We start from the raw sequence: 22,916 nt of genomic DNA, 5'->3' as shown, positions 1-22,916 counted from the left end.
CCATGCTGACCCTGCTCGACGAGCGGCTCTGGTTTCCGGATCCCATGCTCGCCCTGGACGAGCCCAACGGCCTGCTGGCCATGGGCGGTGACCTGTCGCCGGAGCGGTTGCTGCTGGCCTATCGCATGGGCATCTTTCCCTGGTTCGATCAAAGCCAGCCTCTGCTGTGGTGGTCGCCCGACCCCAGGGCGGTACTGGAGCCGGAGCTGCTCTACGTCAGTCGAAGCCTGACCAAGCTGGCCCGCCAGGGCCGCTACCGGCTGACCATCAATACCGCCTTCGAACAGGTGATTCGCCAGTGCCGTCTGTTGCGGGAAAGGCGGGAAGGCACCTGGATTACCCCGGGCATAGAAAAGGCCTACTGCCGCTTGCACCATCAGGGCCAGGCCCACTCCATAGAAGTGTGGCAACAGGACCAGCTGGTGGCCGGCCTCTACGGCCTCGGCCTCGGTACCCTGTTCTGTGGCGAGTCCATGTTCCACCGGGTCGACAACGGATCCAAACTCGCCATGCTCGGCCTGTGCCGGCATTTCGCCCGCCATGGCGGGCGGCTGATCGACTGCCAGTTGCCCAATCCCCACCTGCTGAGCCTGGGGGTGATCACCTGGCCGCGGACTCGTTTTTTACATAAACTCAAAGAGCTGCAACAGCAGCCCTTGGCGTTATCCTGTTGGCAACCGGGTGAACTGGTATTATGAGGGAAGTGAATCTCAAGGTGGGGCTGACCCCCAAGCATCAGTGCAGTTACCTGCCCGAGCGGCAGGAGCAATTACTGGTCTTGCTCGACAAGGAGCTGCTCTGCCCGGAAGGCTACGAGCAATTGCTCGGGGCCGGTTTCCGCCGCAGCGGCGCCGATATCTACCGCCCTCACTGCCAGTCTTGCCGGGCCTGTGAGTCGCTGCGCATCGAGATTGCCCGTTTCACTCCCAGCCGCAGCCAGAAGCGCATACTGCGCCTCAACCGGGATATCGAGGTCCGCCTGAGTGAGCAGGACAAGCCCGAGTATTTTCGCCTCTACCAGCGTTATATCAACGAGCGGCACAGTGACGGCGCCATGTACCCGGCCAGCCGACAGCAGTACGATGGCTTTCTGCTCTGCCACTGGCTGCCGCCGGTGTTCGTGGAGTTTCACCTGGCGCAGCAGCTGGTGGCGGTGGCGGTGACCGACCTGCTCAATCGTAGCTTGAGCGCCATGTATACATTCTATGAACCCAGCCAGGAGCACAGATCCCTGGGGACCTTCGCCATACTGAGTCAGGTGCGACTGGCGGCGGAGCTGGGCAAGGAGTGGCTCTACCTGGGCTATCAGGTCGATGGCTGCAAGAAAATGAATTACAAACAGCATTTTTATCCGCACCAGCGTCTGATTGCCGGCCAGTGGCGGCCGATCAAAGACTGAGCGGAAACTTTACACCCGGGGCGAAATCCGGCATGATCCCTGCCGTTTTTATTGCCTGCGTTAACAAGAGGACTCAATGGCTAAAGAAGACAGTATTGAAATGCAGGGGACCATACTGGAAACCCTGCCCAACACCATGTTTCGCGTTGAGCTGGAAAACGGCCATGTGGTCACCGCCCACATCTCCGGCAAGATGCGCAAGAACTATATCCGCATCCTGACCGGCGACAAGGTCACCGTCCAACTGACTCCCTACGATCTGTCAAAGGGACGCATCGTCTTCCGCGCCCGCTGAGCACCGCGCGCCAGTCATCCTGAGCTTGCAGAACGGCTGCCAACACCGACAGCTGCCTTGTTCCGCCCCCTCATTTCGCTCCCTATTCCGGCAGGCATGCACCTCTTGGATAAAAACGATGCCCGGGCCTGTCACGGCACCGGGCATCCTGGAAAGCGCCTGATCTCACGGCCTTAGTGGGCCAACGAGGCCTCCGATTGATAGTCGAAGTGCAGCTTGTCATCTTCGAGGGTGACTTTCACCGAGCCGCCCCCTACCAGCTCACCGAACAACAGCTCGTTGGCCAGCGGCTTCTTCAGCTGCTCCTGGATCACCCGGCCCATGGGGCGGGCCCCCATCGACCGGTCGTAGCCCTTCTCGGCCAACCAGTGCCGGGCCTGCTCGCTGACCTCCATCGAGACTCCCTTGGCATCCAGTTGAGCCTGCAACTCGACGATGAACTTGTCGACCACCCGATGGATGATATCCATGTCCAGGTGATTGAACCAGATGATATGGTCGAGCCGGTTACGGAACTCGGGCGCGAAGGTCCGGTTGATTTCGGTCATGGCGTCGTGGCTGTGATCCTGTTGCTGGAAGCCGATGGATTTGCGCACCGTTTCCTGTACCCCGGCGTTGGTGGTCATCACCAGTATCACATTACGGAAGTCCGCCTTGCGGCCGTTGTTGTCGGTGAGGGTACCGTTGTCCATCACCTGCAGCAGCAGGTTGAACACGTCCTGGTGCGCCTTCTCGATTTCGTCGAGCAGCACCACCGCATGGGGATGCTTGATCACCGCATCGGTGAGCAAACCGCCCTGATCGAAGCCCACATAACCGGGAGGGGCCCCGATCAGCCGGGACACGGTATGGGACTCCATGTACTCGGACATGTCGAAGCGGATCAGTTCGATGCCGAGGATGCGCGCCAGCTGTTGAGTGACCTCGGTCTTGCCCACCCCGGTCGGGCCGGCGAAGAGGAAAGAGCCGATGGGCCGCCGCTCGTTGCCTAGGCCCGAACGGCTGAGGCGGATGGCGTCGGTGAGCACCTCGATCGCCCTGTCCTGCCCGAACACCACCATTTTGAGGTTGGGCTCCAGGTTCTTCAGGGCCTCCTTGTCGGAGCTGGACACGGATTTTTCCGGGATGCGGGCAATCTTGGCGACGATGGCCTCGATATCGCCCACGCCGATGGTCTTCTTGCGCTTGGACGGCGGCTGCATCCGCACCTGGGCGCCGGCCTCGTCGATCACGTCGATGGCCTTGTCCGGCAGATGGCGATCGTTGATGTACTTGGCCGCCAGCTCGGCGGCGGCCCGGATCGCCTTGGTGGTATAACGGACGTCATGGTGAGACTCGTAACGGCTCTTCAGCCCCAGCAGTATCTTGGTGGTGTCCTCCACCGAAGGCTCCAGAATATCGATCTTCTGGAAGCGCCGTGCCAGGGCCCTGTCCTTCTCGAAGATCTGGCTGTATTCCTGGTAGGTGGTCGAGCCCACGCAACGGATCTGGCCGCTGGACAACAAGGGTTTCAACAGGTTGGCGGCATCGAGCTGGCCGCCCGAGGCGGCACCGGCACCGATGATGGTGTGGATTTCATCGATGAACAGGATGGCGCCCTTCTGCTTCTCGAACTGCTTGAGCAGGGCCTTGAAGCGTTTTTCGAAATCCCCCCGGTACTTGGTGCCCGCCAGCAGGGAGCCCATGTCGAGGGAGTAGATGGTGCTGCCGGCGATGATCTCCGGCACGTCCTGATGCACGATGCGGTAGGCCAGGCCTTCGGCGATGGCGGTCTTGCCCACCCCGGCTTCGCCCACCAGCAGCGGATTGTTCTTGCGCCGGCGGCACAACACCTGGATGGTACGATTGAGTTCCTGGTCCCGCCCGATCAACGGATCGATGCGACCTTCCTTCACCCACTGGTTCAGGTTGATGACGAAGCCTTCGGTCTGGTTGTTGGCGGCATCTTCGGTGTTCTCTTCCTGTTGCTGGGAAGGGGGCGCCTCTTCCGGCTGGCCATCCTTGCGGATGCCGTGGGACAGGAAGTTGACCACGTCCAGCCGGCTGACATGGGCCTTTTTCAGCAGGTAGGCCGCCTGGGATTCCTGCTCGCTGAAAATGGCCACCAGCACATTGGCGCCGGTGACCTCGGCATTGCCGGAAGACTGCACATGGAACACGGCCCGCTGCAGCACCCGCTGGAAGCCGAGGGTGGGTTGGGTTTCGAGTTCGTCATCCCCCACCGGGATCAGCGGCGTGGTCTGTTCGATAAAGGTATGGGTATCACGGCGTAGCTGTTCCAGATCGGCACCACAGGCAACCAGGGCCTCCTTGGCGGAGGGGTTGTCCAACAGGGCGAGTAACAGGTGCTCCACCGTCATGAACTCGTGGCGAGCGCGACGGGCTTCGTTGAAAGCGTCGTTCAACGTGCTCTCAAGGTCTTTGTTCAACATAGGCACCTCCCCTAAAAACTGCGGTGTCCCGTTACGGCGGGTCTTGGCTCATGCCTGCTCCATGGTGCACAACAACGGATGTTCGTGCGTACGGGCAAACTTGTTCACTTGCGCTACCTTGGTTTCTGCAATTTCTGCGGTAAAGAGACCGCAAACCCCCTTCCCCTGATAATGTACCGCCAGCATCACCTGCGTGGCCTTGTCCACATCCATCGCAAAGAATTTTTGCAGCACCTCCACGACAAAATCCATGGGGGTGTAGTCGTCGTTATTCAAGATGACCTTGTACATAGGAGGTGGCTGCAGCGCAGTTTCTTCCACCTCTTTGACCCGATCACCGACCGCCTGCTGTGTTCTCCTGCTCATATATCTACTCTAAATCACTGTTCCGAATCGTGCTACAGAAGCCGGCCTCCTGATGGAAGCCCTGGTGTCCGCCGTTCAAGGCAAAGAAGCCAGCGGCCGCTTGGCCCCGAGGGTATCAGGAACGGTTATTTAGCCTTTCCTTCACACTACCGCTTAAGCCGGCGCTGTCAATAGTCTTCCGCTTCGGGGGCCTGAGTGCAAACAAAGGCTTGACTGCCCCCAAAGTTGGACTAGAGTGGTTGATTGGTGGCCATTGTCTAAAGTGTCGTATGGCACCCGGTCATGGTCACCGCATCCGGCGGAAAATCGCCTGTAGTTATAATTGGCAGCTGCCAATTTCTCAATGTTGTTTAGGATGTTTGAGCAAAAAGGATGCAAAAGTATGACAACCGGTACGGTGAAGTGGTTTAACAACGCTAAGGGATTTGGCTTTATCTGTCCGACGGAAGGCGGCGAAGACGTGTTCGCACACTTTTCCACCATCCAGATGGAGGGATACAGAACCCTGAAAGCGGGCCAGGTCGTTCAATACGAAATCCAAAAAGGGCCTAAAGGCAACCATGCGGTCAGCATAGTGCCCTGCGGCTGATAACGATAAGCACAGGATACACAGTATCTGTATACCAAAGGCGCTGCGGCGCCTTTCTTCGTGCCAGAGGGACACAGGTGAATATTTGCCCTCTCTCCTACCTCCTCCTGGCCAGGCCCGCCTAAACTTGATCCACCTTGGGTATTTATCTTTCAGCGGTGGTGTTACATGAGCATAATCAAAGAGTTCAAGGAGTTTGCCGTCAAGGGCAACGTGGTGGACATGGCGGTGGGCATCATCATCGGTGCCGCCTTCGGCAAGATCGTCTCTTCCCTGGTCAACGACGTCATCATGCCGCCCATCGGGGTGGTGATAGGCGGCGTCGATTTTTCCGACCTGGCCATAGTGCTCCAGGAGGCGGTGGGAGAGGTGCCGGCGGTGACCCTGTCCTATGGCCGCTTTATCCAGACGGTGCTGGACTTCACCATAGTGGCCTTCGCCATCTTCATGGTGATCAAGGTCATCAACCGGCTCAAGCGCAAGGAAGAAGCCAGCCCCGCAGCCCCGCCCGCGCCGTCAAAGGAAGAGCAGCTGCTGACCGAAATCCGCGATCTGCTCAAGCAGAAGAACAACCTCTAGGAGTCCCCATGGAAATGACCACAACGCCTTCCATCGAAGGCAAGCGCATCCGCAAGTACTGCGGTGTGGTGGCCGGCGAGGCCATCCTCGGCGCTAACCTGTTCAAGGATCTGTTCGCCAATATCCGCGACCTGGTGGGCGGCCGCTCCGCCACCTATGAACGGGAACTGCAGCGGGCCCGGGATCTCGCCCTGCTGGCACTGGAGCAGAAAGCCCGGGAGCTGGGCGCCAATGCGGTGGTGGGCATCGACCTGGACTACGAAGTGATGGGCCAGAACAACGGCATGCTGATGGTCTCCGCCAGCGGCACCGCCGTCATCATCGAATAAGGCTATTCCAGCAGCCAGGCCTGACACTGGTAGGGCGCCAGCCGCAGGGCGCGAGGGGCGGCCGGCGCCGCGCCGGTGTTGTCGACCAGCAGCTCGGCCCGGCGCCAGGGCGCCAGCGCCGGTGGCTCGAACGCCTGCTCCTCCCGTCCCAGGTTGGCCACCACCAGTAGCCGCCGCTCCCCGTCATCCCGCTGGTAGCACCAGAGGTACGGGTGTTCGGGCAGCAGATCCCGGTAATCGCCACGCACTATCACCGGATGCCGCTTGCGCAGCCGGTTCAGCCGCCGGTAGTGGTAAAATACCGACTCCGGATCCGCCAGCGCCGCCGCCACGTTCACCCGGGTCTTGCTCGCCCCCGGTGCCAGCCAGGGCGTGCCGCGGGTAAAGCCGGCCCGCTCGCCGTCGTCCCACTGCATGGGGGAGCGGGCATTGTCCCGGGAACGGGCCGCCAGTATCGCCATCACCTCGTCTTCATCGACGCCCCGCTCGCGCAGGATCCGGTACATATTGCGGCTTTCCACATCGGCATACTGCCCGATACGCTCATAGCCCGGGTTGGGCATGCCGATCTCCTCTCCCTGGTAGATATAGGGGGTGCCCTGCATCAGGTGCAGCACGGTGGCCAGCATCTTGGCGGAACGCTCCCGGAACTCGCCCTCGTCGCCGAAGCGGGACAGGATGCGCGGCTGATCGTGGTTGCACCAGAACAGGGCGTTCCAGCCGCGCCCGTGCAGGCCCTGCTGCCACTCGCTGAACAGCCGCTTGAGCTCGACGAAATCCGGCGGCGCCAGCCGCCACTTGTCGCCGTCCGGGTAGTCCACCTTGAGGTGGTGAAAGTTGAACACCATGGACAGCTCCTCGCTGTCCGGGCTCGAGTAGCGCTGGCAGTGGGCCAGGCTGGTGGAGGACATCTCCCCCACCGTCATCATGCCGCAAGGGGCGAACACCGCCCGGTTGAGTTCGTGCAGGAACTCGTGGACACGGGGACCGTCGGTATAGAAACGCCGCCCGTCGCCCCGCTCGTCATCGGGAAAGGCCTGGTCCTTGGAGATCAGGTTGATCACGTCCAGGCGCAGCCCGTCGACCCCCTTGCCGGCCCAGAAGCGGACGATGTTGTTCACCTCCTGCCGTACCCCGGGGTTTTCCCAGTTCAGATCCGCCTGCTCCGCCGCGAACAGGTGCAGGTAGTACTGGCCCGAGGCGGCATCCCGTTGCCAGGCGCTGCCGCCGAACTTGGACTGCCAGTTGTTGGGCGGGCCGCCGTCGCGGCCGTCACGCCAGATGTAAAAGTCCCGGTAGGGCCCGGCCGGATCCTGGATGGCGGCCTGGAACCAGGGATGGGCGGTGGAGGTATGGTTGACCACCAGGTCCATGATCAGCCGGATGCCGCGCCGGTGGGCCTCGGCCAGCAGTTGCTCGAAGTCGGCCATGGTGCCGTAGGCCGGATCGATCCGGTAGTAGTCGGCGATGTCGTAGCCGTTGTCCACCTGGGGCGAGACGTACACCGGCGTCAGCCAGAGGGCGTCCACCCCCAGGTCGGCCAGGTAGTCGAGCTTGTCGATCACCCCGCGCAGATCGCCGGTGCCCCTGTCCCCCGAGTCGTAGAAGGACTTGGGGTAGATCTGGTAGATGACGCCGCTATGCCACCACTGGCCGTACTGCTCTTCTTTGTTCATCTGTGTGCTCTTGGTTCCATCTTGGTAGAAAGGGCCCGGGCGAACACCGCGCCGAGCCTGCGATAGCCTCACCCCAGCGCCACCCCGGCCCGCCGCCGGCGCTGGTACATCAGCACCGTCAGCAGCATGGGCACCACCACGGCGACAGCCATGGCCAGCAGGTAGATCAGCCAGTAACGGGGCTGGATGGAAAGGATGCCCGGCAGGCCGCCCACCCCGATGCCGTTGGCCAGCACCCCGGACAGGCCGCACAGCAGGGCTGCCAGGGCGGAGCCGGTCATGGCGCAGAGCATGGGAAACTTGTACTTGAGGTTGATGCCGTACATGGCCGGCTCCGTCACCCCCAGGTAGGCGGAAATGGCCGCCGGCACCGAAATCTCCCGCTCGTTGGCCTTTTTGCTGACCCAAATGATACCCACCACGGCGGAGGCCTGGGCGATATTGGACAGGGCGATCAGCGGCCAGATGGGGGTGCCGCCCATGCTCTGCATCAGTTGCAGATCCACCGCATTGGTGGTGTGGTGGATGCCGGTGATCACCAGGGGCGCGTAGAAGAAGCCGAACAGGGCCGCGCCGATGGGGGCGAAATCGCCGGTCATCGCCGCCCTGGCGACAAAGGCCACACCGTCCCCCAGCAGGCGGCCGAAGGGACCGATCAAAGTATGGGCCAGGGTCACCGCGGTCAGCAGGGAGACGAAGGGTACAATCACCAAGTAGAGGTAGTCCGGCACCCATTTTTTCAGCCGGAGTTCGATCATCGCCAGCACCAGCCCGGCCAGCATGGCGGGGATCACCTGGGCCTGATAGCCGACCTTCTCGATCGCGAAGAAGCCCAGGTCCCAGATCTCCGGCGACTGCTGGCCGATCAGATAGGCGTTCATCAGCTGGGGCGAAACCAGGGTCACCCCCAGCACAATGCCGAGGATGGGCGTGCCCCCCATCTTCTGCACCGTGGACCAGCACACTCCCACCGGCAGGAAGAAAAAAATCGCCTCGCCGATCAGCCAGAGGAAGGAGTGCACCTCGGCCCAGAAGGGACTGATCTGGGTCAGGGTCCGGCCGTCGAACAGGGCGATGTCGCCGATCAGGTTGCGAAAGCCCAGGATCAGGCCGCCGGTGATGATGGCCGGCAGCAGCGGCACGAAGATCTCCGCCAGGTGGGAGATGGCCCGCTCCCAGACGCTCATGTTCTGCCGGGCCGCCTGCTTGGCCTGCTCCTTGCTCTGCCCCTCCTGGCCGAGCAGGCTGTTCAACGCCTGATAGTAGACGTCCACATTGGTGCCGATCACCACCTGGAACTGGCCGGCATTGGTGAAGCAGCCCTTGACCGCCGACAGGGTCTCGATCTTCTTCAGGTCGGCCTGCCCCGGGTTGTTCAGCACGAACCGCAGCCGGGTCAGACAGTGACTGACCGCCGCTATGTTGCCCTTGCCGCCGATATGTTCAATCAGGATCGCCATTTCCTGACTCTTGCTCTGGCTCATGGAGTTTTCCTTAACAGTGGAATCGATACCGCAGAGTGTATCCCAATACCGAAACAATAAAATGGTATCGATACCATTTTGTGCAAGCGCTCACACTTGGGGCACAATTCCGCCACCTCGAGCAAGTTGACGACCATGATGAAGAAACGCCCGACAATCTCCGATATTGCCCGGCTGGCCGGGGTGGGTACCACCACCGTCTCCCGGGTGCTGAACCGGGATCCCAAGGTCAAGCCGGAAACCCGCCACAGAATAGAGCAGATCATCGCCGAGGCCGGCTATGCCCCCTCGCCCTCGGCCCGCGCCATGCGCACCCGACGCCAGCAGGTGGTGGGCATCATCGTCTCGCGCCTGGACTCCGCCTCCGAACACCAGGCGGTGCGCGCCATGCTGCCGGTGCTGGAGCGGGCCGGCTATGAAGTGCTGCTGATGGAATCCGGCTTCAGCAGCGCCAAGGTGGTGGAGCACCTCGACTGGTTGCGGCTGCGCCAGGCCGACGGCGCCATCCTGTTCGCCTTTACCGGGCTGGCGCTGGATGGCCAGGCCGACTGGCAAGACAAGCTGGTGGTGATGGCCCGCCGCTACCCGGGCTTTTCATCGGTCTGCTACGACGACAAGGGCGCCATCACGCTGATGCTGGAACACCTCTGGCGGAAAGGGGTGCGCCGCCCGGCCTATGTCGGCGTCGAGTTGCAGGACAGCACCACCGGCCAACAGCGTCTGGAGGCCTATCTCGACTTTTGCCATGCCCGGGGCATCACGCCCGGTTACCGGCTGGGCGGCCTGTCTTTCCATGCCGGCCAGGAAGGTGCCCGCCTGCTGCTGACGGAACGACCGGAGGCCGATGCCCTGGTGTGCGCCAGCGACACCCTGGCCCTGGGCGCCGCCAAGTACCTGCAGCAAAGCGGCCGGCAGTTGCCCCTCACCGGGGTCGGCAACAACGAGTTGCTGCACTTCCTGTTTCCGGCCGTGGCCAGTGTCGATCTCGGCTATCCCCAGGCCGGCACCGCCGCCGCCCGCCAGTTGCTGGCCCAGATCGAGCAGGGCCGTTCCATCGCCGAGCTGGCCCTGCCCTGCCGGCTGGTGTCCGCGGGCTGATGTCCTTTCCCCCCCGGGCCGACTTTGCTAACTTAACCCCATTACCTGAAGACGAAGGAAGTCACCACCTTATGGATGCCAGCCCGCTCGCTCCGGCCCTGCTTACCCCCGACCAGCTCAGCCTCGCCACCTGCAAGGACATGCTCGCCCGCCTGCAGGACTGGCTGGAGCAGCGCTTCCACGCCGGTGACGACATCATGGAGCTGGTGGCGACCCGCTCCCAGCATATGGACCAGCTGCTCACCGGCCTGTGGCAACGCTTCGGCCTGGACCGGGATGCCCGGTTGGCCCTGGTGGCGGTGGGCGGTTACGGCCGCGGTGAGCTGCATCCCTATTCCGATATCGACCTGCTGATCCTGAGCGACGACCCGCCCGGAGAAGAGCTGGGCGAGCGCATCGGCAGCTTTATCACCCTGCTGTGGGATCTGCGCCTGGAAGTGGGCCATAGCGTGCGCTCGGTGGCCGAATGCGTGGAGGAAGGGGAGAAGGACATCACCGTGGCCACCAACCTGATCGAGGCCCGCCTCATCACCGGCTGCTACGACACCTTCGCCGCCCTCATCCGGGCCACGGCACCGGATCGTTTCTGGCCCAGCCAGGCCTTCTTCGAGGCCAAGCGCAAAGAGCAGGAAGCCCGCCATCACCAGTTCCAGGACACCAGCTACAAGCTGGAGCCCGACATCAAGAGCAGCCCCGGCGGCCTGCGCGACATCCAGACCATCAGTTGGGTTGCCCGCCGCCACTTCGGTGCCGCCACCCTGAGCGAGATGGTCAGCCACGGCTTCCTCACCCGGGCCGAATACCGCGAGCTGCTCGACTGCCAGAACTTCCTGTGGAAGCTGCGCTTCGCCCTGCACCTGGCCATTCACCGTTCCGACAACCGGCTGCTGTTCGACCGCCAGCGGGCGGTGGCCACCGCCCTGGGCTTCGCCGGCGACGGCAACGAGCCCATCGAACAGATGATGAAGCGCTTCTACCAGACGGTGCGGCGGGTGGCCGAACTCAACGAGATGCTGCTGCAGCTGTTCGACGAGGCCATCCTCGGTCATATCGCCATGGACGTGCGCATGCTCACCCCCGAATTCCGCCTGCGCGGCCGGCTGATCGACGTGGTCAGGCCGGACCTGTTCAAGCAGGAGCCCGCCGCCATCTTGCGGCTGTTCTACCAGATTGCCGCCCACCCCCAGATCAGCGGCATCTATTCCACCACCCTGCGCCAGCTGCGCGACGCCCGCCGCCGGCTGCCCGGCTTTCTGTGCGAGCGGGCCGACTGCCGCCGGCTGTTCATGATGCTGATGCGTCACCCCCGGGGCTGCGATCTGGCCCTGACCCTGATGCACCGCTATGGCATCCTCGCCGCCTACTTCCCCCAGTGGAGCAAGATAGTGGGCCAGATGCAGTTCGACATGTTCCACGCCTACCCGGTGGATGAGCACACCCACCGGCTGTTGAAGAACATCTACCTGTTCCGCGGGCCCGCCGGCAGACGCAGCCACCCCCTGTGCCACGAGATCAGCACCCGGCTGCGCAAGCCGGAGCTGTTGTACCTGGCCGCCCTGTTCCACGACATCGCCAAGGGCCGGGGCGGCGATCATTCGGAGCTGGGCGCCGAGGACGCCCTCGACTTCTGCCTGCGGCACGATCTGGACAAGTCCGATGCCCGCCTGGTGTCCTGGCTGGTGCGCCAGCACCTGCTGATGTCGGTCACCGCCCAGCGCCGGGACATCTACGATCCGGATGTGATCCGCGAGTTCGCCACCCAGGTACGGGACGAGCTGCACCTGGACTACCTTTACTGCCTGACGGTAGCGGACATCTGCGCCACCAACGATCACCTGTGGAACGACTGGAAGGGCAGCCTGCTGCGCGAACTCTACTTCGCCACCCAGAAGGCGCTGCGCCTGGGCCTGGAAAATCCGCCCGACCTGCGCCTGCGCATCCGCGAGAACAAGCTGCAGGCGCGCCAGTTGCTGGAGCACCTGGACACCCCCTATGAGCGGGTCAAGCCGCTGTGGACGCGTTTTACCGCCGACTACTTCCTGCGCCATACCCCGGAGCAGATCGCCTGGCACAGCCGCCATATCCTGGCCCACGGCGACAGCCGTCGGCCCCTGGTGCAGATCAGCCAGCAGCCGGGCCGGGGCGGCAGCGAGCTGTTCATCTACAGTCCCGACTCGCCCAACCTGTTCGGCCGGGTGGCGGCGGCCCTGGATCAGAAAAACCTCAACATCCACGACGCCCAGATCATGACCTCCAAGGACGGCTACGCCCTGGATACCTTCATCGTGCTCGAGCCGGACGGCCAGCCGGTCAGCGGTGACCGCCTCAGCGGCCTGTGCGACGGCCTGGGCGAAGCCCTGACCAATACCACGCCGCCGGCCATTCGCCTGCGTCCCCCCTCGCGCCGCCACCGGGAATTCGACGTGCGCACCCAGGTCAGCTTCCTGCAGCCCCAGCGGCTCACCAAACGTACCCTGATGGAGCTGGTGGCCCTCGACACCCCCGGCCTGCTGGCCCGCATCGGCGCCGTGTTCAGCCGCCTGGGCCTGAACCTGCACGCCGCCAAGATCACCACCATCGGCGAACGGGTGGAGGACTTCTTCAGCCTCACCAACCGCGAGGATCGACCATTAAGTGAGCAGGAGCAGGCGCAATTGCGAGAAAAGTTGGTCGACGAGCTCAACCAGGGCGGCAAAATATGATAAAAGATGCGCCAGTCTTGAATTAAGAAACGGGATCGGCCGAGCGTGCTGCTGCGCCGAACCGCTCGGCTGGCCGCGGTGCGCCAGCCGATTAGGTATGCAAACCAATTAACGGAGTGAACAGGATGGCAAACTTTGCTTTCGGTCTGGGTGTGGGCACCAAGTCCGCCAAAGGGGAATGGCTGGAGGTTTACTACAACCAGCCGCTGCTGAATGCGGATGACGCGCTGATCGGCGCGGTGGCGGCGAAGATCGGTTACCAGGGTGGCAACGCGGCCATCGAAATCGACGCGGCCCAGCTGAAAGACCTGGAAGCGGCCTTCCTGTCGGTGAACGCTCAGGCCCAGGCCGAGATAGTCGAGGTGCTGGCCGGCACCCGCCAGCCGCTGGTGGTGACCATACTGGAAACCGACGCCGCCCCTGCCAGCACCGCCGAGGTGTACCTGAAGCTGGCCCTGCTCTCCCACCGTCTGGTGAAACCGCACGGCCTGGATCTGTCCGGCATGTTCGGCCTGCTGCCCAACGTGGCCTGGACCTCCGAGGGCGCCATCGCGGTAGACGAACTGGCCCGTCGCCAGCTGGCCGCCCGTGCCCAGGGCCGCCCCCTCAGCGTCAACTCGGTCGACAAGTTCCCCAAGATGACCGATTACGTGGTACCGGCCGGCGTGCGTGTCGGCGATGCCTCCCGTATCCGCCTGGGCGCGCACGTGGGCGAAGGCACCACCGTCATGCATGAAGGCTTCATCAACTTCAACGCCGGCACCCTGGGCGTGAGCATGGTCGAAGGCCGCATCTCCGCCGGCGTGGTGGTGGGCAATGGCTCGGATCTGGGCGGCGGCTGCTCCACCATGGGCACCCTGTCCGGCGGCGGCAACATCGTCATCTCCGTGGGCGAAGGCTGCCTGCTGGGTGCCAACGCCGGCCTGGGTATCCCCCTGGGCGATCGCTGCACCATCGAATCCGGCCTCTACATCACCGCCGGTTCGAAAGTCACCGTGCTGGATGACAAAAACAACGAGGTGCAAACCGTCAAGGCCGCCGATCTGGCCGGCAAAAACGACCTGCTGTTCCGCCGCAACTCCCAGAACGGCCGCATCGAGGTGAAAACCAACAAGTCCGCGATCGAACTGAACGCCGAACTGCACAAGCACAACTAAGCGGCCTCCGGCCCGAGGGCGGTCCTGCCGCCCTCTCTCCCCTTCCGCTTCACCTCTCCCGCCTGCGTCAGTTCCCCCCGCTCCTGTTGTACCGTGAAAAACCGCAGCCGCGCCCACTTTTCTGCTATCATGCCCCCGCCTGTCGGCGCCCTATTTTACCCGCTATCGAGAACCTGCCGTGAATCACACCGAATTTTCCGCCCTGCCCCTGGCCCCGGCCCTGGTCGACAACCTGGCCAGCCTGGAATACATCCAAATGACGCCTATTCAGGCGCAAAGCCTGCCCCTGGTACTGGCCGGCAAGGACGTGATCGCCCAGGCCAGCACCGGCAGCGGCAAGACGGTGGCCTTCGGCCTCGGGCTGCTGGCCCGGCTGGATGTGAACAAGCTGGCGGTGCAGACCCTGGTGCTCTGCCCCACCCGGGAGCTGGCCGATCAGGTGGCGCGAGAACTGCGCCGCCTGGCCCGGGCCATGGCCAACGTCCGCCTGGTCACCCTGTGCGGCGGCTCGCCCAACGGCCCCCAGCTCACCGCCCTGGCCGGCGGCGTGCACATAGTAGTCGGCACCCCGGGCCGGGTGCTCAAGCACCTGGACAAGGGCACCCTCAAGCTGGATGCCCTCAACACCCTGGTGCTGGACGAGGCGGATCGCATGCTGGACATGGGCTTTGCCGACGATATCCAGCGGGTGGTGGCCTGCGCGCCCCGGGAGCGCCAGACCCTGTTGTTCTCCGCCACCTACCCGGACGGCATCGCGCAAATGAGCCAGGGCCTGCAGCGCCGGCCCGAGCGGGTGTCGGTGGTCGAGCCGCAACGGGCCGACGCCATCGTACAGACCCTGTACGAGGTGGAGCCCGAACAGCGCAGGCAGGCCCTGGCCAGCCTGCTCGGCCATTATGCGCCCGCGTCCTGCGTGGTGTTCTGCAACACCAAGCGGGCCTGCCAGGAGGTGGCGGACCACCTGAACAACCTGGGCTTCGCCGCCCTGGCCCTGAACGGCGATCTGGAGCAGCGCGAGCGAGACCAGGTGTTGATCCGCTTCGCCAACGGCAGCGCCAATGTGCTGGTGGCCACCGACGTGGCCGCCCGCGGCCTGGATATCAAGGAGCTGGCGATGGTGGTCAATTACGAGGTCACCCAGGACCCGGAAGTGCATGTGCACCGGGTCGGCCGTACCGGCCGCGCCGGCCAGCAGGGCCTCGCCATCACCCTCTACAGCCCCAAGGAAGCCTACCGGGTCAATCTGATCGAAGAGTACCAGCAGGCCCCCATTCCCCAGGGCAACCTGGCCGGGCTCGATGCCGGCGCCGCGCCGCGGCAACCGGACATGGTCACCCTCTGCATCGCTGGTGGCCGCAAGACCAAAATCCGCGCCGGCGACATCCTCGGCGCCCTGACCGGCGAGGCCGGCATCCTTGGCAGCCTGGTGGGAAAAATCGATATCACGGAAATGCAGTCCTACGTGGCGGTGCACCGAGATGCGGCCCGCCAGGCACTGAAGCACCTGCAGCAGGGCAAGATCAAGGGCCGCAGCGTCAAGGCCCGCAAGCTCTGACCCCATGGCGGCGCCTCCGGGCGCCGCCCTCGGTTTGCCAGCCTCGGGGCTGCGGCAAGCGTCGGCTCCCTGGTCAGCCGTTGAAATGACGGTGGATATAGTCGATTTTGGCCATGAACTGCTCCTTGAGCTTGTCGCTGGCATAGTCGAAATGATAGCTCTGGTGGAAGTTGAGCTGCAGGCTGACGCCACTACCGGAAAGATGCACGCTATAGCCGTCGAAATCACTGCGCGCCACTACCCCCTCCAGCATGTGGCCATCCTCGTAGGGCTCGCCGAAGCGGCGGATCTTGTCGAACACTTCCAGTATGACCTTGTTGTCCAGTTCATTGTGCATGGTGATATCCTCATCATGGCTAAACGCCCGTTTTACCCCTGGCCGGCTCCAACAGGCACCGAATTTTACTGAGCTAAGTATGGTTGAATAATGGCCCCAAGGTGTCGTCATTCGCCTCTGTCTTGCCGTGTCATAACGGCCACACCAGCAGCAGCATGGGGACACCGACCAGCACCACCACGATTTCCAGTGGCAGCCCCAGACGCCAGTAGTCACCGAAACGAAAGCCCCCGGGCCCGAGGATCAGGGTATTGTTCTGATGCCCTATCGGCGTCAGGAAGGCGCAGGAGCCGCCAATGGCCACGGCCATCAGAAAGGGATCTGTGCTGACCCCCAACTGGGCGGCGGTCCCCAAGGCGATGGGACACATGACGGCGGCGGTCGCGGCATTGTTCATCAGATCGGACAGGGTCATGGTCACCACCAGGATCAGGACCAGCGCCAGCACTTCGTGCCCCTGAACCAGTTGCTCCAGCAGAAAGCGGGCGACCAGGCCGGCGGCGCCGGTGGTATCCATGGCTGCGGCCACCGGAAACAGCGCCCCCAGCAGCACCACCACCGAGCCATCGATGGCGGAATACACCGTTCTGGGCGGCACAGTCCCCGTCGCCATGGAAGCCAGCACCCCGGCAGCAAAGGCGATGGCGGCCGGCAACAGCCCCAAGGTCACGCAGAAGATGGCGCCCGCCATGATGGCGCTGGCCAGCATCACCTTGCGTTTGTCGGGAATACGCAGCTCCCGCTCCGCCAGCGGCACACAGCCGGCATTGGTGGCGAACTCGCCCAGGGCCTCCGGGGACCCTTGCATCAGCAGCAGGTCGCCGGCGGTAAAAGCGATGGCCCGCAGCCGGGCCACCGAGCGTTGCCCCTGGCGGGACAGTGCCAGCAAATTGATGTTATAGCGGCTGCGCAGGCGGCTCTCCCGAGCCGAGCGCCCGATCAACTCGGAATCCGGCAACACCACAAACTCCATCAGCACCGGCTCCTCGCCCCGCTCCCTGGCGGCCTTATCCTGAGACGGCTCGGCGGGCTGGGCGTCGGCCTCGGCGGCGACCTCGTCCTTGTCCGGCTTAGCCTTTTCTGCGGCCAGTTTCAACCCCAGACTGGACAAGACGTTGGACAATGATTCGGCTTCCGCCTCGATCAGCAGAATATCCCTGGCCTGTACCCGTCGGCGCAGGCTGGGCGCCGTCACCCGCACCTCGTTGCGCACCAGCGCCAATACCTGGGCCCCGGCCTGCTCCAACTCAGCCTCCACCTCCCGCAGGCTGAGGCCGACCGCTTTCGCTTCCTCCGGTACCCGGGCCTCGGTGATGTAGGCCGCACTGTCGAACCCCTCCATGCCGGATGGCTTGCGCCGTGGCACCAGCCGCCAGCCCAACAGGGTCACAAACAACACGCCCGTGCCGGCCACCGCCAGCCCCACGGGAGCAAAATCGAACATGGCGAAGCCGCCCGTCCCGTTTACCGCCCGAAACCCGGATACGATAAGATTGGGCGGGGTACCAATCAGCGTGGTCATGCCCCCCAGAATGGTGCCGAAGGCCAGGGGCATCAGCACCACCCCCGCCGCCAGCTGCTGACGGCGGGCAATCTGGATGGCCACCGGCATCAGCAACGCCAGCGCCCCCACGTTGTTCATAAAGGCCGACAGGGCCGCCCCCAGAGCGGTCAGTGCCACGATGGACAAACTGACGCCGGCTTCGGCCGGCAACAGCCGACGGACCAGCGCATCGACCGCTCCGGATTGCTGCAAGCCTCGGCTCAATACCAACACGCAGGCCACGGTGATCACCGCCGGATGACCAAATCCCATGAAGGCGTCCTCCGGAGAGACCAGGCCGGTGAGCACACAGGCCAGCAAGGCGGCCAACGCCACCATGTCGTGGCGCCAGCGCCCCCATAAAAACAGCACGACCGTGACCAGCAAGATAAGGAGAACGGTGGTTTGCTCCGCAGTCATGGTACTCCCCTGCCCCGATGTTGTTCACCTGATGGTAGACGCTGTATCGCCGGTACACATCCTTCCCTCTTCGCCATCCCTCTCATCTGGTCTTTGGACCCAGCACAGGCTAAGATCCGCCTTTTGCAACCAGGGTAACCACCATGATCAAGCTTGGCGACTACAACAATCTGCCCCTGCTGCGCCTGGACGACAAGGGCGGCTGGCTGGACGGGGACGATTACGGCGAGCTGTTCCTGCCCCGTCGCCAGTTGCCCGAAGGCTGCCAGCCCGGCGACGAGGTCGCCGTCTTCATCTACCTGGATGCGGATCTGGCGCCGGTGGTGACCACCGAGGCCCCCAAGGCCAGGGCCGGCCAGTTCGCCTCCTTGCGGGTGGTGACCACCAACCGCCTGGGCGCCTTTCTCGACTGGGGCATGAAAAAGGACATCTTCGTGCCGGCGCGCCAGCAGGCCCAGCCCATGCACGAAGGCCGCCACTATGTGGTGTACCTCTACCTGGATCATGAGGGACGCATGGTGGCCAGCAGCAAGCTGGAACCTTTCCTGAGCCAGGAGCGCCCCCGTTACCAGCCCGGCGACGAGGTCAGCCTGCTGATCGCCGGCGCCACCCCCCTGGGACTGAAGGCGGTGGTCGACGGCCGCCACTGGGGGGTGCTGTTCAAGTCGGAGCTGCCCGAACGCCTGCCCATGGGACGGGCCATCAGGGGCTACATCAAGCAGGTACGGGACGATGGCAAGCTCGACCTGAGCCTGTTCAAGCCGGGCCCGGGCCGGGTGGACGCCGCCGCCCAGAAGGTGCTCGACAAGCTGACCCAGGCCGGCGGCTTTATGGCGGTGAGCGACAAGACGGATCCGGACACCCTGTTCCGCCTGTTCGGCACCAGCAAGGGCACCTTCAAGAAGGCCATCGGCGGCCTCTACAAGAAGGGCCTGATCCAGATTGAAGAAGACGGTATCCGGGTGACGAAGGAATAAGCCGGAAGCCGGAAGCGTAAATGCCCCCCTCTTCCGGCTTCAAGCTTCAAGCTTATATGTTCCCCATCCAGCCCTTCAGCCACTCCAGGGCCGGCGTTTCCGGCTCCAGGGTTTCGCTGGCATCCACCTCCAGGCGCGGGGCCAGTGCCTGGGCCTGCAGCTCCTGCAGCAACTCGTCGAACTGGCGGCCGCCGCCGCAGAAGTTCTCGTAACTGCTGTCGCCCAGGGCCACCACCGCGTAGCGCAGCGCCGGCATGGGCGGGCAGCGTTCGCGGATCTCCTCAAACAGCGGCACCAGGTTGGGGGGCAGGTCGCCCTGGCCGGTGGTGGAGGTGACCACCAGCCACAACCGCTCCTTGTCCAGCTCCGAAAGCACCGCATCCTCATGCAACCGGACGCTGTGCCCGGCGTCCCGCAGGGCCTGTTCCAGGGTCTCGGCCACCAGCACCGCCGAACCATAGACGCTGCCGATAACAATCTCCACCGCCGCCATATTTTCTCCTGTCAGAAAAGTCGTAAATCCAGGGCCCGGGACAGCTCTTCCAGTGCCCAGATCCCCGCCACCGAATTGCCATAATCGTTCAGCTCCGGCGACCAGACGCACACGGTGAAGCGGCCCGGCACCACCGCCACTATGCCGCCACCCACCCCGGACTTGGCCGGCATGCCCACCCGGTAGGCGAAATCTCCGGCCGCATCGTAGAGTCCCGAGGTGAACAGCAGGGCATTGAGCTGCTGGGTTTGCAGCCGGGGCAGCCACTGCTCGCCGGTCATCACGCAGCGCCCGCCGTTGGCCAGGAAGCTGAAGGCCCGGGCCAGATCCACGCAGTTCATGGACAGGGCGCAATAGCTGAAATAGGCCTTCAGCACCTCGTCCACTTCGTTGTGGAAGTTGCCGAAGCTCTTCATCAGGTTGGCCATAGCCGCATTGCGAAAGCGGTGCTCGTATTCGGAGTCGGCCACCTTGTGGTCGATGCGCAGCGCCGGGTTGCCGGCCCGCAGCCGCATCGTCTCCAGAAAGGCGTGCACCGGAGCCGACAGGCGGGAGCTGAGCGCATCCACCACCACCAGGGCGCCGGCGTTGATAAAGGGGTTGCGCGGTATGCCCTGCTCGAACTCCAGCTGCACCAGGGAATTGAAGGCATTGCCCGACGGCTCCTTGCCTACCCGCTGCCACAACTCGTCGCCATAGCGCTGCTGGGCCATGGCCAGGGCGAAGGCCTTGGAAATGCTCTGGATGGAAAATGGCTCCCGGGCGTCGCCGCTGCAATACAACTCGCCGTCCAGGGTGCAGATGGCCATGCCGAATCGCTCGGCGGGTACCCGCGCCAGGGCGGGAATGTAGTCGGCCACCTTGCCCTGGCCAACATGCCGGCGGGCCTCAAGGTCTATCCGATCGAGTAGGGGTTGAAGTGTCACGATATGCGCCTAAACCACTGAAAGCGCGGATTTTACCCCGTCAGGCTCCCCGGGTGCGAGCGCACTTTCCCAACCGAACTCACAGATCAGCGATCGCCAGCCCTGATCCAGGGGCGCCTCGAGCCGCAGCGGCTCACCGGTGATCGGATGCGCCAGCGTCAGGCCGGCGGCGTGCAGCAGCAGGCGGCCGCAGCCGTACTGCTCCCGGAAGAAGCGGTTGTGGCGGCCGTCGCCATGGGTGGTGTCGCCCACTATGGGATGGCGCAGGTGGGCCAGGTGGCGGCGCAGCTGGTGCTTGCGTCCGGTCTCAGGGTGCAGCCGCGCCAGGCTGTAGCGGCTGGTGGCGTGCTTTTTCGACACCGCGAAGGGCAGCTCCACCCGGGCCAGGCTCTGCCAGTGGGTCACCGCCGGCTGGGGCGGCTTGTCGGGGTCGTCAAACTTGTCGGCGATGGCGTCCGGTCGGTGCTCCAGGGCGTAATCCAGGGTGCCGGCCTGCGTCAGGTAGCCACGCACCACCGCCAGGTAGTGCTTTTCCACCCGTCGCTCGGTAAAGGCCAGGGTCAGGGTCCGCGCCACCTCGGCGCTCTTGGCGAACAGCAGCACCCCGGAGGTGGGTCTGTCCAGCCGGTGGACCGGAAACACGTGCCCGCCCACGGCGTCGCGGGTGAGCTGCATGGCGAAGCGGGTCTCGTGCCGGTCGAGCCAGCTGCGGTGCACCAAGAGCCCCGCCGCCTTGTTCACCGCCACCAGCCAGTCATCCTCGTAAACGATGTCGATGCTCATGCTTCGCGGGACACCGGCTGGCCGGACAACGCCTCGTCCAGGCGGGCGATGGCCTCTTCCAGCGCCCGGGTATCTTCGGCCAGCTCCCTGAAACTCTCGGTGGCCATGGGGTAGATGGAGATCCGCGTCGGCAGGGGGGAGCCCGCGTCGATCAGCGCCTGCATGCGCGGGATCAGCACGAACTGCAGCCACTGGGGAAAACTCAGGGTGTCGAGGCAGAACGGCTCCGTGCTCGCCAGCGCCTCGGCAGAGGGCGGCGAACTCTCCCACCAGGACAGCACCTTGAGCTCGCGCTCGATGGCATAAAGCAGTACTCGGGGGTCGGCAGACATCGGCATCCTCCTCTTAAAACACCGGCCCACTATACCATCTTGGCGCCCGACTCCCTATAATTCCGCCCTGGTCGACAGGAGGAGCCGATGCAGATAGATACCTTGAGCGAGTTTTTGACCCGGGCGGGCACCGAGTTCCGCCTCTACGATCTGGGCCGCCGCCTGCAACCCCTGGCCACCGAGGATTTCGCCGCCATCGAGGCCGGCCGCCGGCCTTACCCCTGGCCCCTGCAGCGCCACGCCTGGCTGGCGGTCTGCTACCACCAGCACGGGGACGAGCGCCAGCACTACCTCTGGTTCCTGAAGATCCCCCTGGACGAGCGCGGCCTGTTCAACAACGCCGCGGTCAAGCATTTCCTCGCCGCCCTGGTCGAGCAGCTGGGCCAGGATCCCAGTGCTCCCCTCGGCGATGAGCAACAGCAACGCCTGGCCCAGACGCCCTTCACCTTCCAGCCGGCCCAGGACAAGCTGGCCGCCCTCCATGCCCGGCTGCGGCGGGATCTGGCCCTGCCGCCCTCCGCCTACTACCAGGCGGTGCTCGACTACCTGGCCGAGCCCGAGCGGCACGACTGGCAGCAGCTGGGCCTGCAGGGGCTGGCGGATCTGGCGGCCCGCCTGCCCGCGGAGCCGGCCCTCGGCCGGTTGGTGGCCTCCCGGCTGTTCGGCCTGCCCCTGCCGGTGCAGCAGGCCCTGCTGGGTCAGTGCGAGCATCAGCCCCTGCCCGCCGAACTGGCCGAATGCCTGCTGAACGCCATCAGCGCCGAGCAGGAGCGCGCCACCCCCGATGAAGAGCGCATCGGCCTGCTGCTGCGAGCCACGGCGGGCACCGCGCCCCTCGCGGCCCGCAGCCGCAAAATCGCCAGCCTGCTGGCCCTGGCGCCGGGGCAGACCCTGATGCTGAGCCTGGCGGCCCGGCTGTGGCAAGAGCTGACCGACGAAGCCCTGCTGCTGGCCTACCTGGAGCAGCTCGCCGAACGGCACCCGGCTCTGTTCAACGGCCTCTTCGCCGAACTGGTCTCGACCCCGGCCCTGCGCCCGTTGATCCTGGCCAACCTGCACAACCCGGCGCTGGCGCCGGCCCTGCGGGACGCCATCGGCCAGCTGTTCGCGGCCGCCCGTGACTGAGCTGCTGCTGCTGTTGGGCTTGTTCCTGCTCGGTGCCGGCTACTGGCAGATACGCCGCCAGAGCGAATTCGCCCGCCGCTGGCTGGAGCACTATTGCAAGCGCCAGCAACTGCAGTTGCTCAGCGTCTATCGCTATCGCTACGTATGGAAGCAGGGCCGGTTGCTGGCCCAGTTCAGGTTCGAATTCAGCCACGACGGCCTGCAGAAGGACGAAGGCACCCTCTGGCTGGCCGGCCTCAGGATACTGGACGTCTCCCTGCCGGTGCTGCGCGAGCCACCATCGCCTATGCTGTAAGAGCAGGGACTGAGAAGAGTTCCG

Annotated in this window: 23 protein-coding genes; 13 read left to right on the top strand and 10 right to left on the bottom strand. The window is 64.2% G+C overall.

From position 1 onward, the window contains the following. The first annotated feature begins 2 nt into the window (after nt 1-2). From aat to infA, 3 genes are all read left to right on the top strand, one after another. A complete protein-coding gene (gene aat / locus ACT7DK_RS05975) occupies nt 3-698 on the top strand; it encodes a leucyl/phenylalanyl-tRNA--protein transferase (protein ID WP_445397289.1) in 696 nt (231 codons plus the stop codon). Beyond that, nucleotides 692-1,399, top strand: a complete 708-nt coding sequence (locus tag ACT7DK_RS05970) for an arginyltransferase (protein WP_445402287.1) — start codon at nt 692-694, stop codon at nt 1,397-1,399. Before aat ends, ACT7DK_RS05970 begins: the two co-directional genes overlap by 7 nt. Nucleotides 1,400-1,475: 76 nt before the next feature. Then, nucleotides 1,476-1,694 (top strand): translation initiation factor IF-1, encoded by a 219-nt coding sequence (infA, locus tag ACT7DK_RS05965; protein ID WP_037439960.1) that lies wholly within the window; start codon nt 1,476-1,478, stop codon nt 1,692-1,694. A 173-nt stretch (nt 1,695-1,867) separates the two neighbouring features. On the opposite strand, the gene clpA is transcribed toward infA, so the two are convergent. Then, complete coding sequence (gene clpA, locus ACT7DK_RS05960) at nt 1,868-4,126, bottom strand: ATP-dependent Clp protease ATP-binding subunit ClpA (protein WP_445397287.1); 2,259 nt, start codon at nt 4,124-4,126, stop codon at nt 1,868-1,870. A 48-nt stretch (nt 4,127-4,174) separates the two neighbouring features. Continuing rightward, nucleotides 4,175-4,492: an ATP-dependent Clp protease adapter ClpS gene (clpS, locus tag ACT7DK_RS05955; RefSeq protein ID WP_445397285.1), complete on the bottom strand. Its 318-nt coding sequence runs from the start codon at nt 4,490-4,492 to the stop codon at nt 4,175-4,177. Nucleotides 4,493-4,874: 382 nt separating this feature from the next. On the opposite strand from clpS, the gene cspD reads away from it, so the two are divergent. From cspD to ACT7DK_RS05940, 3 genes are all read left to right on the top strand, one after another. After that, complete coding sequence (gene cspD, locus ACT7DK_RS05950) at nt 4,875-5,081, top strand: cold shock domain-containing protein CspD (protein WP_445397283.1); 207 nt, start codon at nt 4,875-4,877, stop codon at nt 5,079-5,081. A gap of 168 nt (nt 5,082-5,249) precedes the next feature. Then, complete coding sequence (gene mscL / locus ACT7DK_RS05945; protein ID WP_445397281.1) at nt 5,250-5,660, top strand: large-conductance mechanosensitive channel protein MscL; 411 nt, start codon at nt 5,250-5,252, stop codon at nt 5,658-5,660. An 8-nt stretch (nt 5,661-5,668) separates the two neighbouring features. Continuing rightward, complete coding sequence (locus tag ACT7DK_RS05940; protein WP_445397279.1) at nt 5,669-5,989, top strand: heavy metal-binding domain-containing protein; 321 nt, start codon at nt 5,669-5,671, stop codon at nt 5,987-5,989. A 2-nt stretch (nt 5,990-5,991) separates the two neighbouring features. Here ACT7DK_RS05940 and treC read toward each other — a convergent pair whose 3' ends face one another. Together treC and treB are read right to left on the bottom strand one after the other, a co-directional pair. Beyond that, a complete protein-coding gene (gene treC / locus ACT7DK_RS05935) occupies nt 5,992-7,665 on the bottom strand; it encodes an alpha,alpha-phosphotrehalase (protein ID WP_445397277.1) in 1,674 nt (557 codons plus the stop codon). A 68-nt stretch (nt 7,666-7,733) separates the two neighbouring features. Then, complete coding sequence (treB, locus tag ACT7DK_RS05930; protein WP_445397275.1) at nt 7,734-9,149, bottom strand: PTS trehalose transporter subunit IIBC; 1,416 nt, start codon at nt 9,147-9,149, stop codon at nt 7,734-7,736. A gap of 138 nt (nt 9,150-9,287) precedes the next feature. Here treB and treR point away from each other — a divergent pair, with 138 nt between their 5' ends. The 4 genes from treR (at nt 9,288) to dbpA (ending at nt 15,661) form a co-directional block, all read left to right on the top strand. Next, complete coding sequence (treR, locus tag ACT7DK_RS05925) at nt 9,288-10,247, top strand: trehalose operon repressor TreR (protein WP_445402285.1); 960 nt, start codon at nt 9,288-9,290, stop codon at nt 10,245-10,247. A gap of 71 nt (nt 10,248-10,318) precedes the next feature. Next, a complete protein-coding gene (gene glnD, locus ACT7DK_RS05920) occupies nt 10,319-12,949 on the top strand; it encodes a bifunctional uridylyltransferase/uridylyl-removing protein GlnD (RefSeq protein ID WP_445397273.1) in 2,631 nt (876 codons plus the stop codon). A 125-nt stretch (nt 12,950-13,074) separates the two neighbouring features. Continuing rightward, nucleotides 13,075-14,106, top strand: coding sequence for a 2,3,4,5-tetrahydropyridine-2,6-dicarboxylate N-succinyltransferase (gene dapD / locus ACT7DK_RS05915; protein ID WP_445397271.1), 1,032 nt, complete (start codon nt 13,075-13,077; stop codon nt 14,104-14,106). A 178-nt stretch (nt 14,107-14,284) separates the two neighbouring features. Next, nucleotides 14,285-15,661, top strand: coding sequence for an ATP-dependent RNA helicase DbpA (dbpA, locus tag ACT7DK_RS05910; RefSeq protein WP_445397269.1), 1,377 nt, complete (start codon nt 14,285-14,287; stop codon nt 15,659-15,661). A 73-nt stretch (nt 15,662-15,734) separates the two neighbouring features. Here dbpA and ACT7DK_RS05905 read toward each other — a convergent pair whose 3' ends face one another. Together ACT7DK_RS05905 and ACT7DK_RS05900 are read right to left on the bottom strand one after the other, a co-directional pair. Further along, on the bottom strand, nt 15,735-15,998 hold the full coding sequence (locus ACT7DK_RS05905) for a DUF3081 domain-containing protein (protein ID WP_445397267.1): 264 nt from the start codon (nt 15,996-15,998) through the stop codon (nt 15,735-15,737). 130 nt (nt 15,999-16,128) lie between these two features. Next, nucleotides 16,129-17,961 (bottom strand): SLC13 family permease, encoded by a 1,833-nt coding sequence (locus ACT7DK_RS05900; RefSeq protein WP_445397265.1) that lies wholly within the window; start codon nt 17,959-17,961, stop codon nt 16,129-16,131. Between the two features lie 143 nt (nt 17,962-18,104). On the opposite strand from ACT7DK_RS05900, the gene ACT7DK_RS05895 reads away from it, so the two are divergent. Then, nucleotides 18,105-18,938, top strand: coding sequence for a CvfB family protein (locus tag ACT7DK_RS05895; RefSeq protein ID WP_445397262.1), 834 nt, complete (start codon nt 18,105-18,107; stop codon nt 18,936-18,938). 52 nt (nt 18,939-18,990) lie between these two features. On the opposite strand, the gene ACT7DK_RS05890 is transcribed toward ACT7DK_RS05895, so the two are convergent. The 4 genes from ACT7DK_RS05890 to ACT7DK_RS05875 are packed head-to-tail and all read right to left on the bottom strand — an operon-like array spanning nt 18,991 to nt 21,472. Beyond that, a complete protein-coding gene (locus tag ACT7DK_RS05890; protein WP_445397260.1) occupies nt 18,991-19,431 on the bottom strand; it encodes a flavodoxin in 441 nt (146 codons plus the stop codon). Between the two features lie 11 nt (nt 19,432-19,442). Next, nucleotides 19,443-20,360 (bottom strand): glutaminase B, encoded by a 918-nt coding sequence (glsB, locus tag ACT7DK_RS05885; RefSeq protein ID WP_445402283.1) that lies wholly within the window; start codon nt 20,358-20,360, stop codon nt 19,443-19,445. Nucleotides 20,361-20,366: 6 nt separating this feature from the next. Continuing rightward, entirely contained in the window at nt 20,367-21,140 is a 774-nt protein-coding gene (gene truC / locus ACT7DK_RS05880) for a tRNA pseudouridine(65) synthase TruC (RefSeq protein ID WP_445397258.1), read from the bottom strand. Then, the gene (locus ACT7DK_RS05875; protein ID WP_445397256.1) at nt 21,137-21,472 is read right to left on the bottom strand and encodes a YqcC family protein; all 336 of its coding nucleotides are present in this window, start codon (nt 21,470-21,472) and stop codon (nt 21,137-21,139) included. Before ACT7DK_RS05875 ends, truC begins: the two co-directional genes overlap by 4 nt. Nucleotides 21,473-21,559: 87 nt before the next feature. On the opposite strand from ACT7DK_RS05875, the gene ACT7DK_RS05870 reads away from it, so the two are divergent. Together ACT7DK_RS05870 and ACT7DK_RS05865 are read left to right on the top strand one after the other, a co-directional pair. Further along, a complete protein-coding gene (locus tag ACT7DK_RS05870) occupies nt 21,560-22,597 on the top strand; it encodes a DUF3549 family protein (RefSeq protein WP_445397254.1) in 1,038 nt (345 codons plus the stop codon). After that, nucleotides 22,590-22,892 (top strand): DUF3301 domain-containing protein, encoded by a 303-nt coding sequence (locus ACT7DK_RS05865; RefSeq protein WP_445397252.1) that lies wholly within the window; start codon nt 22,590-22,592, stop codon nt 22,890-22,892. Before ACT7DK_RS05870 ends, ACT7DK_RS05865 begins: the two co-directional genes overlap by 8 nt. Nucleotides 22,893-22,916 lie beyond the last annotated feature (24 nt).

The organism is Zobellella sp. An-6 (assembly GCF_052487945.1).
Note: the sequence above shows the minus strand (reverse complement) of the source record. Positions and strands in the feature narration are given on the sequence as shown.

What these genes read in the sequence shown, in the direction of transcription:
- aat (WP_445397289.1), top strand. Translation starts at nt 3, where the DNA reads ATGCTGACCCTGCTCGACGAGCGGCTCTGGTTTCCGGATCCCATGCTC.
- infA (WP_037439960.1), top strand. Translation starts at nt 1,476, where the DNA reads ATGGCTAAAGAAGACAGTATTGAAATGCAGGGGACCATACTGGAAACC.
- clpA (WP_445397287.1), bottom strand. Translation starts at nt 4,126, where the DNA reads ATGTTGAACAAAGACCTTGAGAGCACGTTGAACGACGCTTTCAACGAA.
- clpS (WP_445397285.1), bottom strand. Translation starts at nt 4,492, where the DNA reads ATGAGCAGGAGAACACAGCAGGCGGTCGGTGATCGGGTCAAAGAGGTG.
- cspD (WP_445397283.1), top strand. Translation starts at nt 4,875, where the DNA reads ATGACAACCGGTACGGTGAAGTGGTTTAACAACGCTAAGGGATTTGGC.
- mscL (WP_445397281.1), top strand. Translation starts at nt 5,250, where the DNA reads ATGAGCATAATCAAAGAGTTCAAGGAGTTTGCCGTCAAGGGCAACGTG.
- ACT7DK_RS05940 (WP_445397279.1), top strand. Translation starts at nt 5,669, where the DNA reads ATGGAAATGACCACAACGCCTTCCATCGAAGGCAAGCGCATCCGCAAG.
- treC (WP_445397277.1), bottom strand. Translation starts at nt 7,665, where the DNA reads ATGAACAAAGAAGAGCAGTACGGCCAGTGGTGGCATAGCGGCGTCATC.
- treB (WP_445397275.1), bottom strand. Translation starts at nt 9,149, where the DNA reads ATGAGCCAGAGCAAGAGTCAGGAAATGGCGATCCTGATTGAACATATC.
- treR (WP_445402285.1), top strand. Translation starts at nt 9,288, where the DNA reads ATGAAGAAACGCCCGACAATCTCCGATATTGCCCGGCTGGCCGGGGTG.
- glnD (WP_445397273.1), top strand. Translation starts at nt 10,319, where the DNA reads ATGGATGCCAGCCCGCTCGCTCCGGCCCTGCTTACCCCCGACCAGCTC.
- dapD (WP_445397271.1), top strand. Translation starts at nt 13,075, where the DNA reads ATGGCAAACTTTGCTTTCGGTCTGGGTGTGGGCACCAAGTCCGCCAAA.
- ACT7DK_RS05905 (WP_445397267.1), bottom strand. Translation starts at nt 15,998, where the DNA reads ATGCACAATGAACTGGACAACAAGGTCATACTGGAAGTGTTCGACAAG.
- ACT7DK_RS05900 (WP_445397265.1), bottom strand. Translation starts at nt 17,961, where the DNA reads ATGACTGCGGAGCAAACCACCGTTCTCCTTATCTTGCTGGTCACGGTC.
- ACT7DK_RS05895 (WP_445397262.1), top strand. Translation starts at nt 18,105, where the DNA reads ATGATCAAGCTTGGCGACTACAACAATCTGCCCCTGCTGCGCCTGGAC.
- ACT7DK_RS05890 (WP_445397260.1), bottom strand. Translation starts at nt 19,431, where the DNA reads ATGGCGGCGGTGGAGATTGTTATCGGCAGCGTCTATGGTTCGGCGGTG.
- truC (WP_445397258.1), bottom strand. Translation starts at nt 21,140, where the DNA reads ATGAGCATCGACATCGTTTACGAGGATGACTGGCTGGTGGCGGTGAAC.
- ACT7DK_RS05875 (WP_445397256.1), bottom strand. Translation starts at nt 21,472, where the DNA reads ATGTCTGCCGACCCCCGAGTACTGCTTTATGCCATCGAGCGCGAGCTC.
- ACT7DK_RS05870 (WP_445397254.1), top strand. Translation starts at nt 21,560, where the DNA reads ATGCAGATAGATACCTTGAGCGAGTTTTTGACCCGGGCGGGCACCGAG.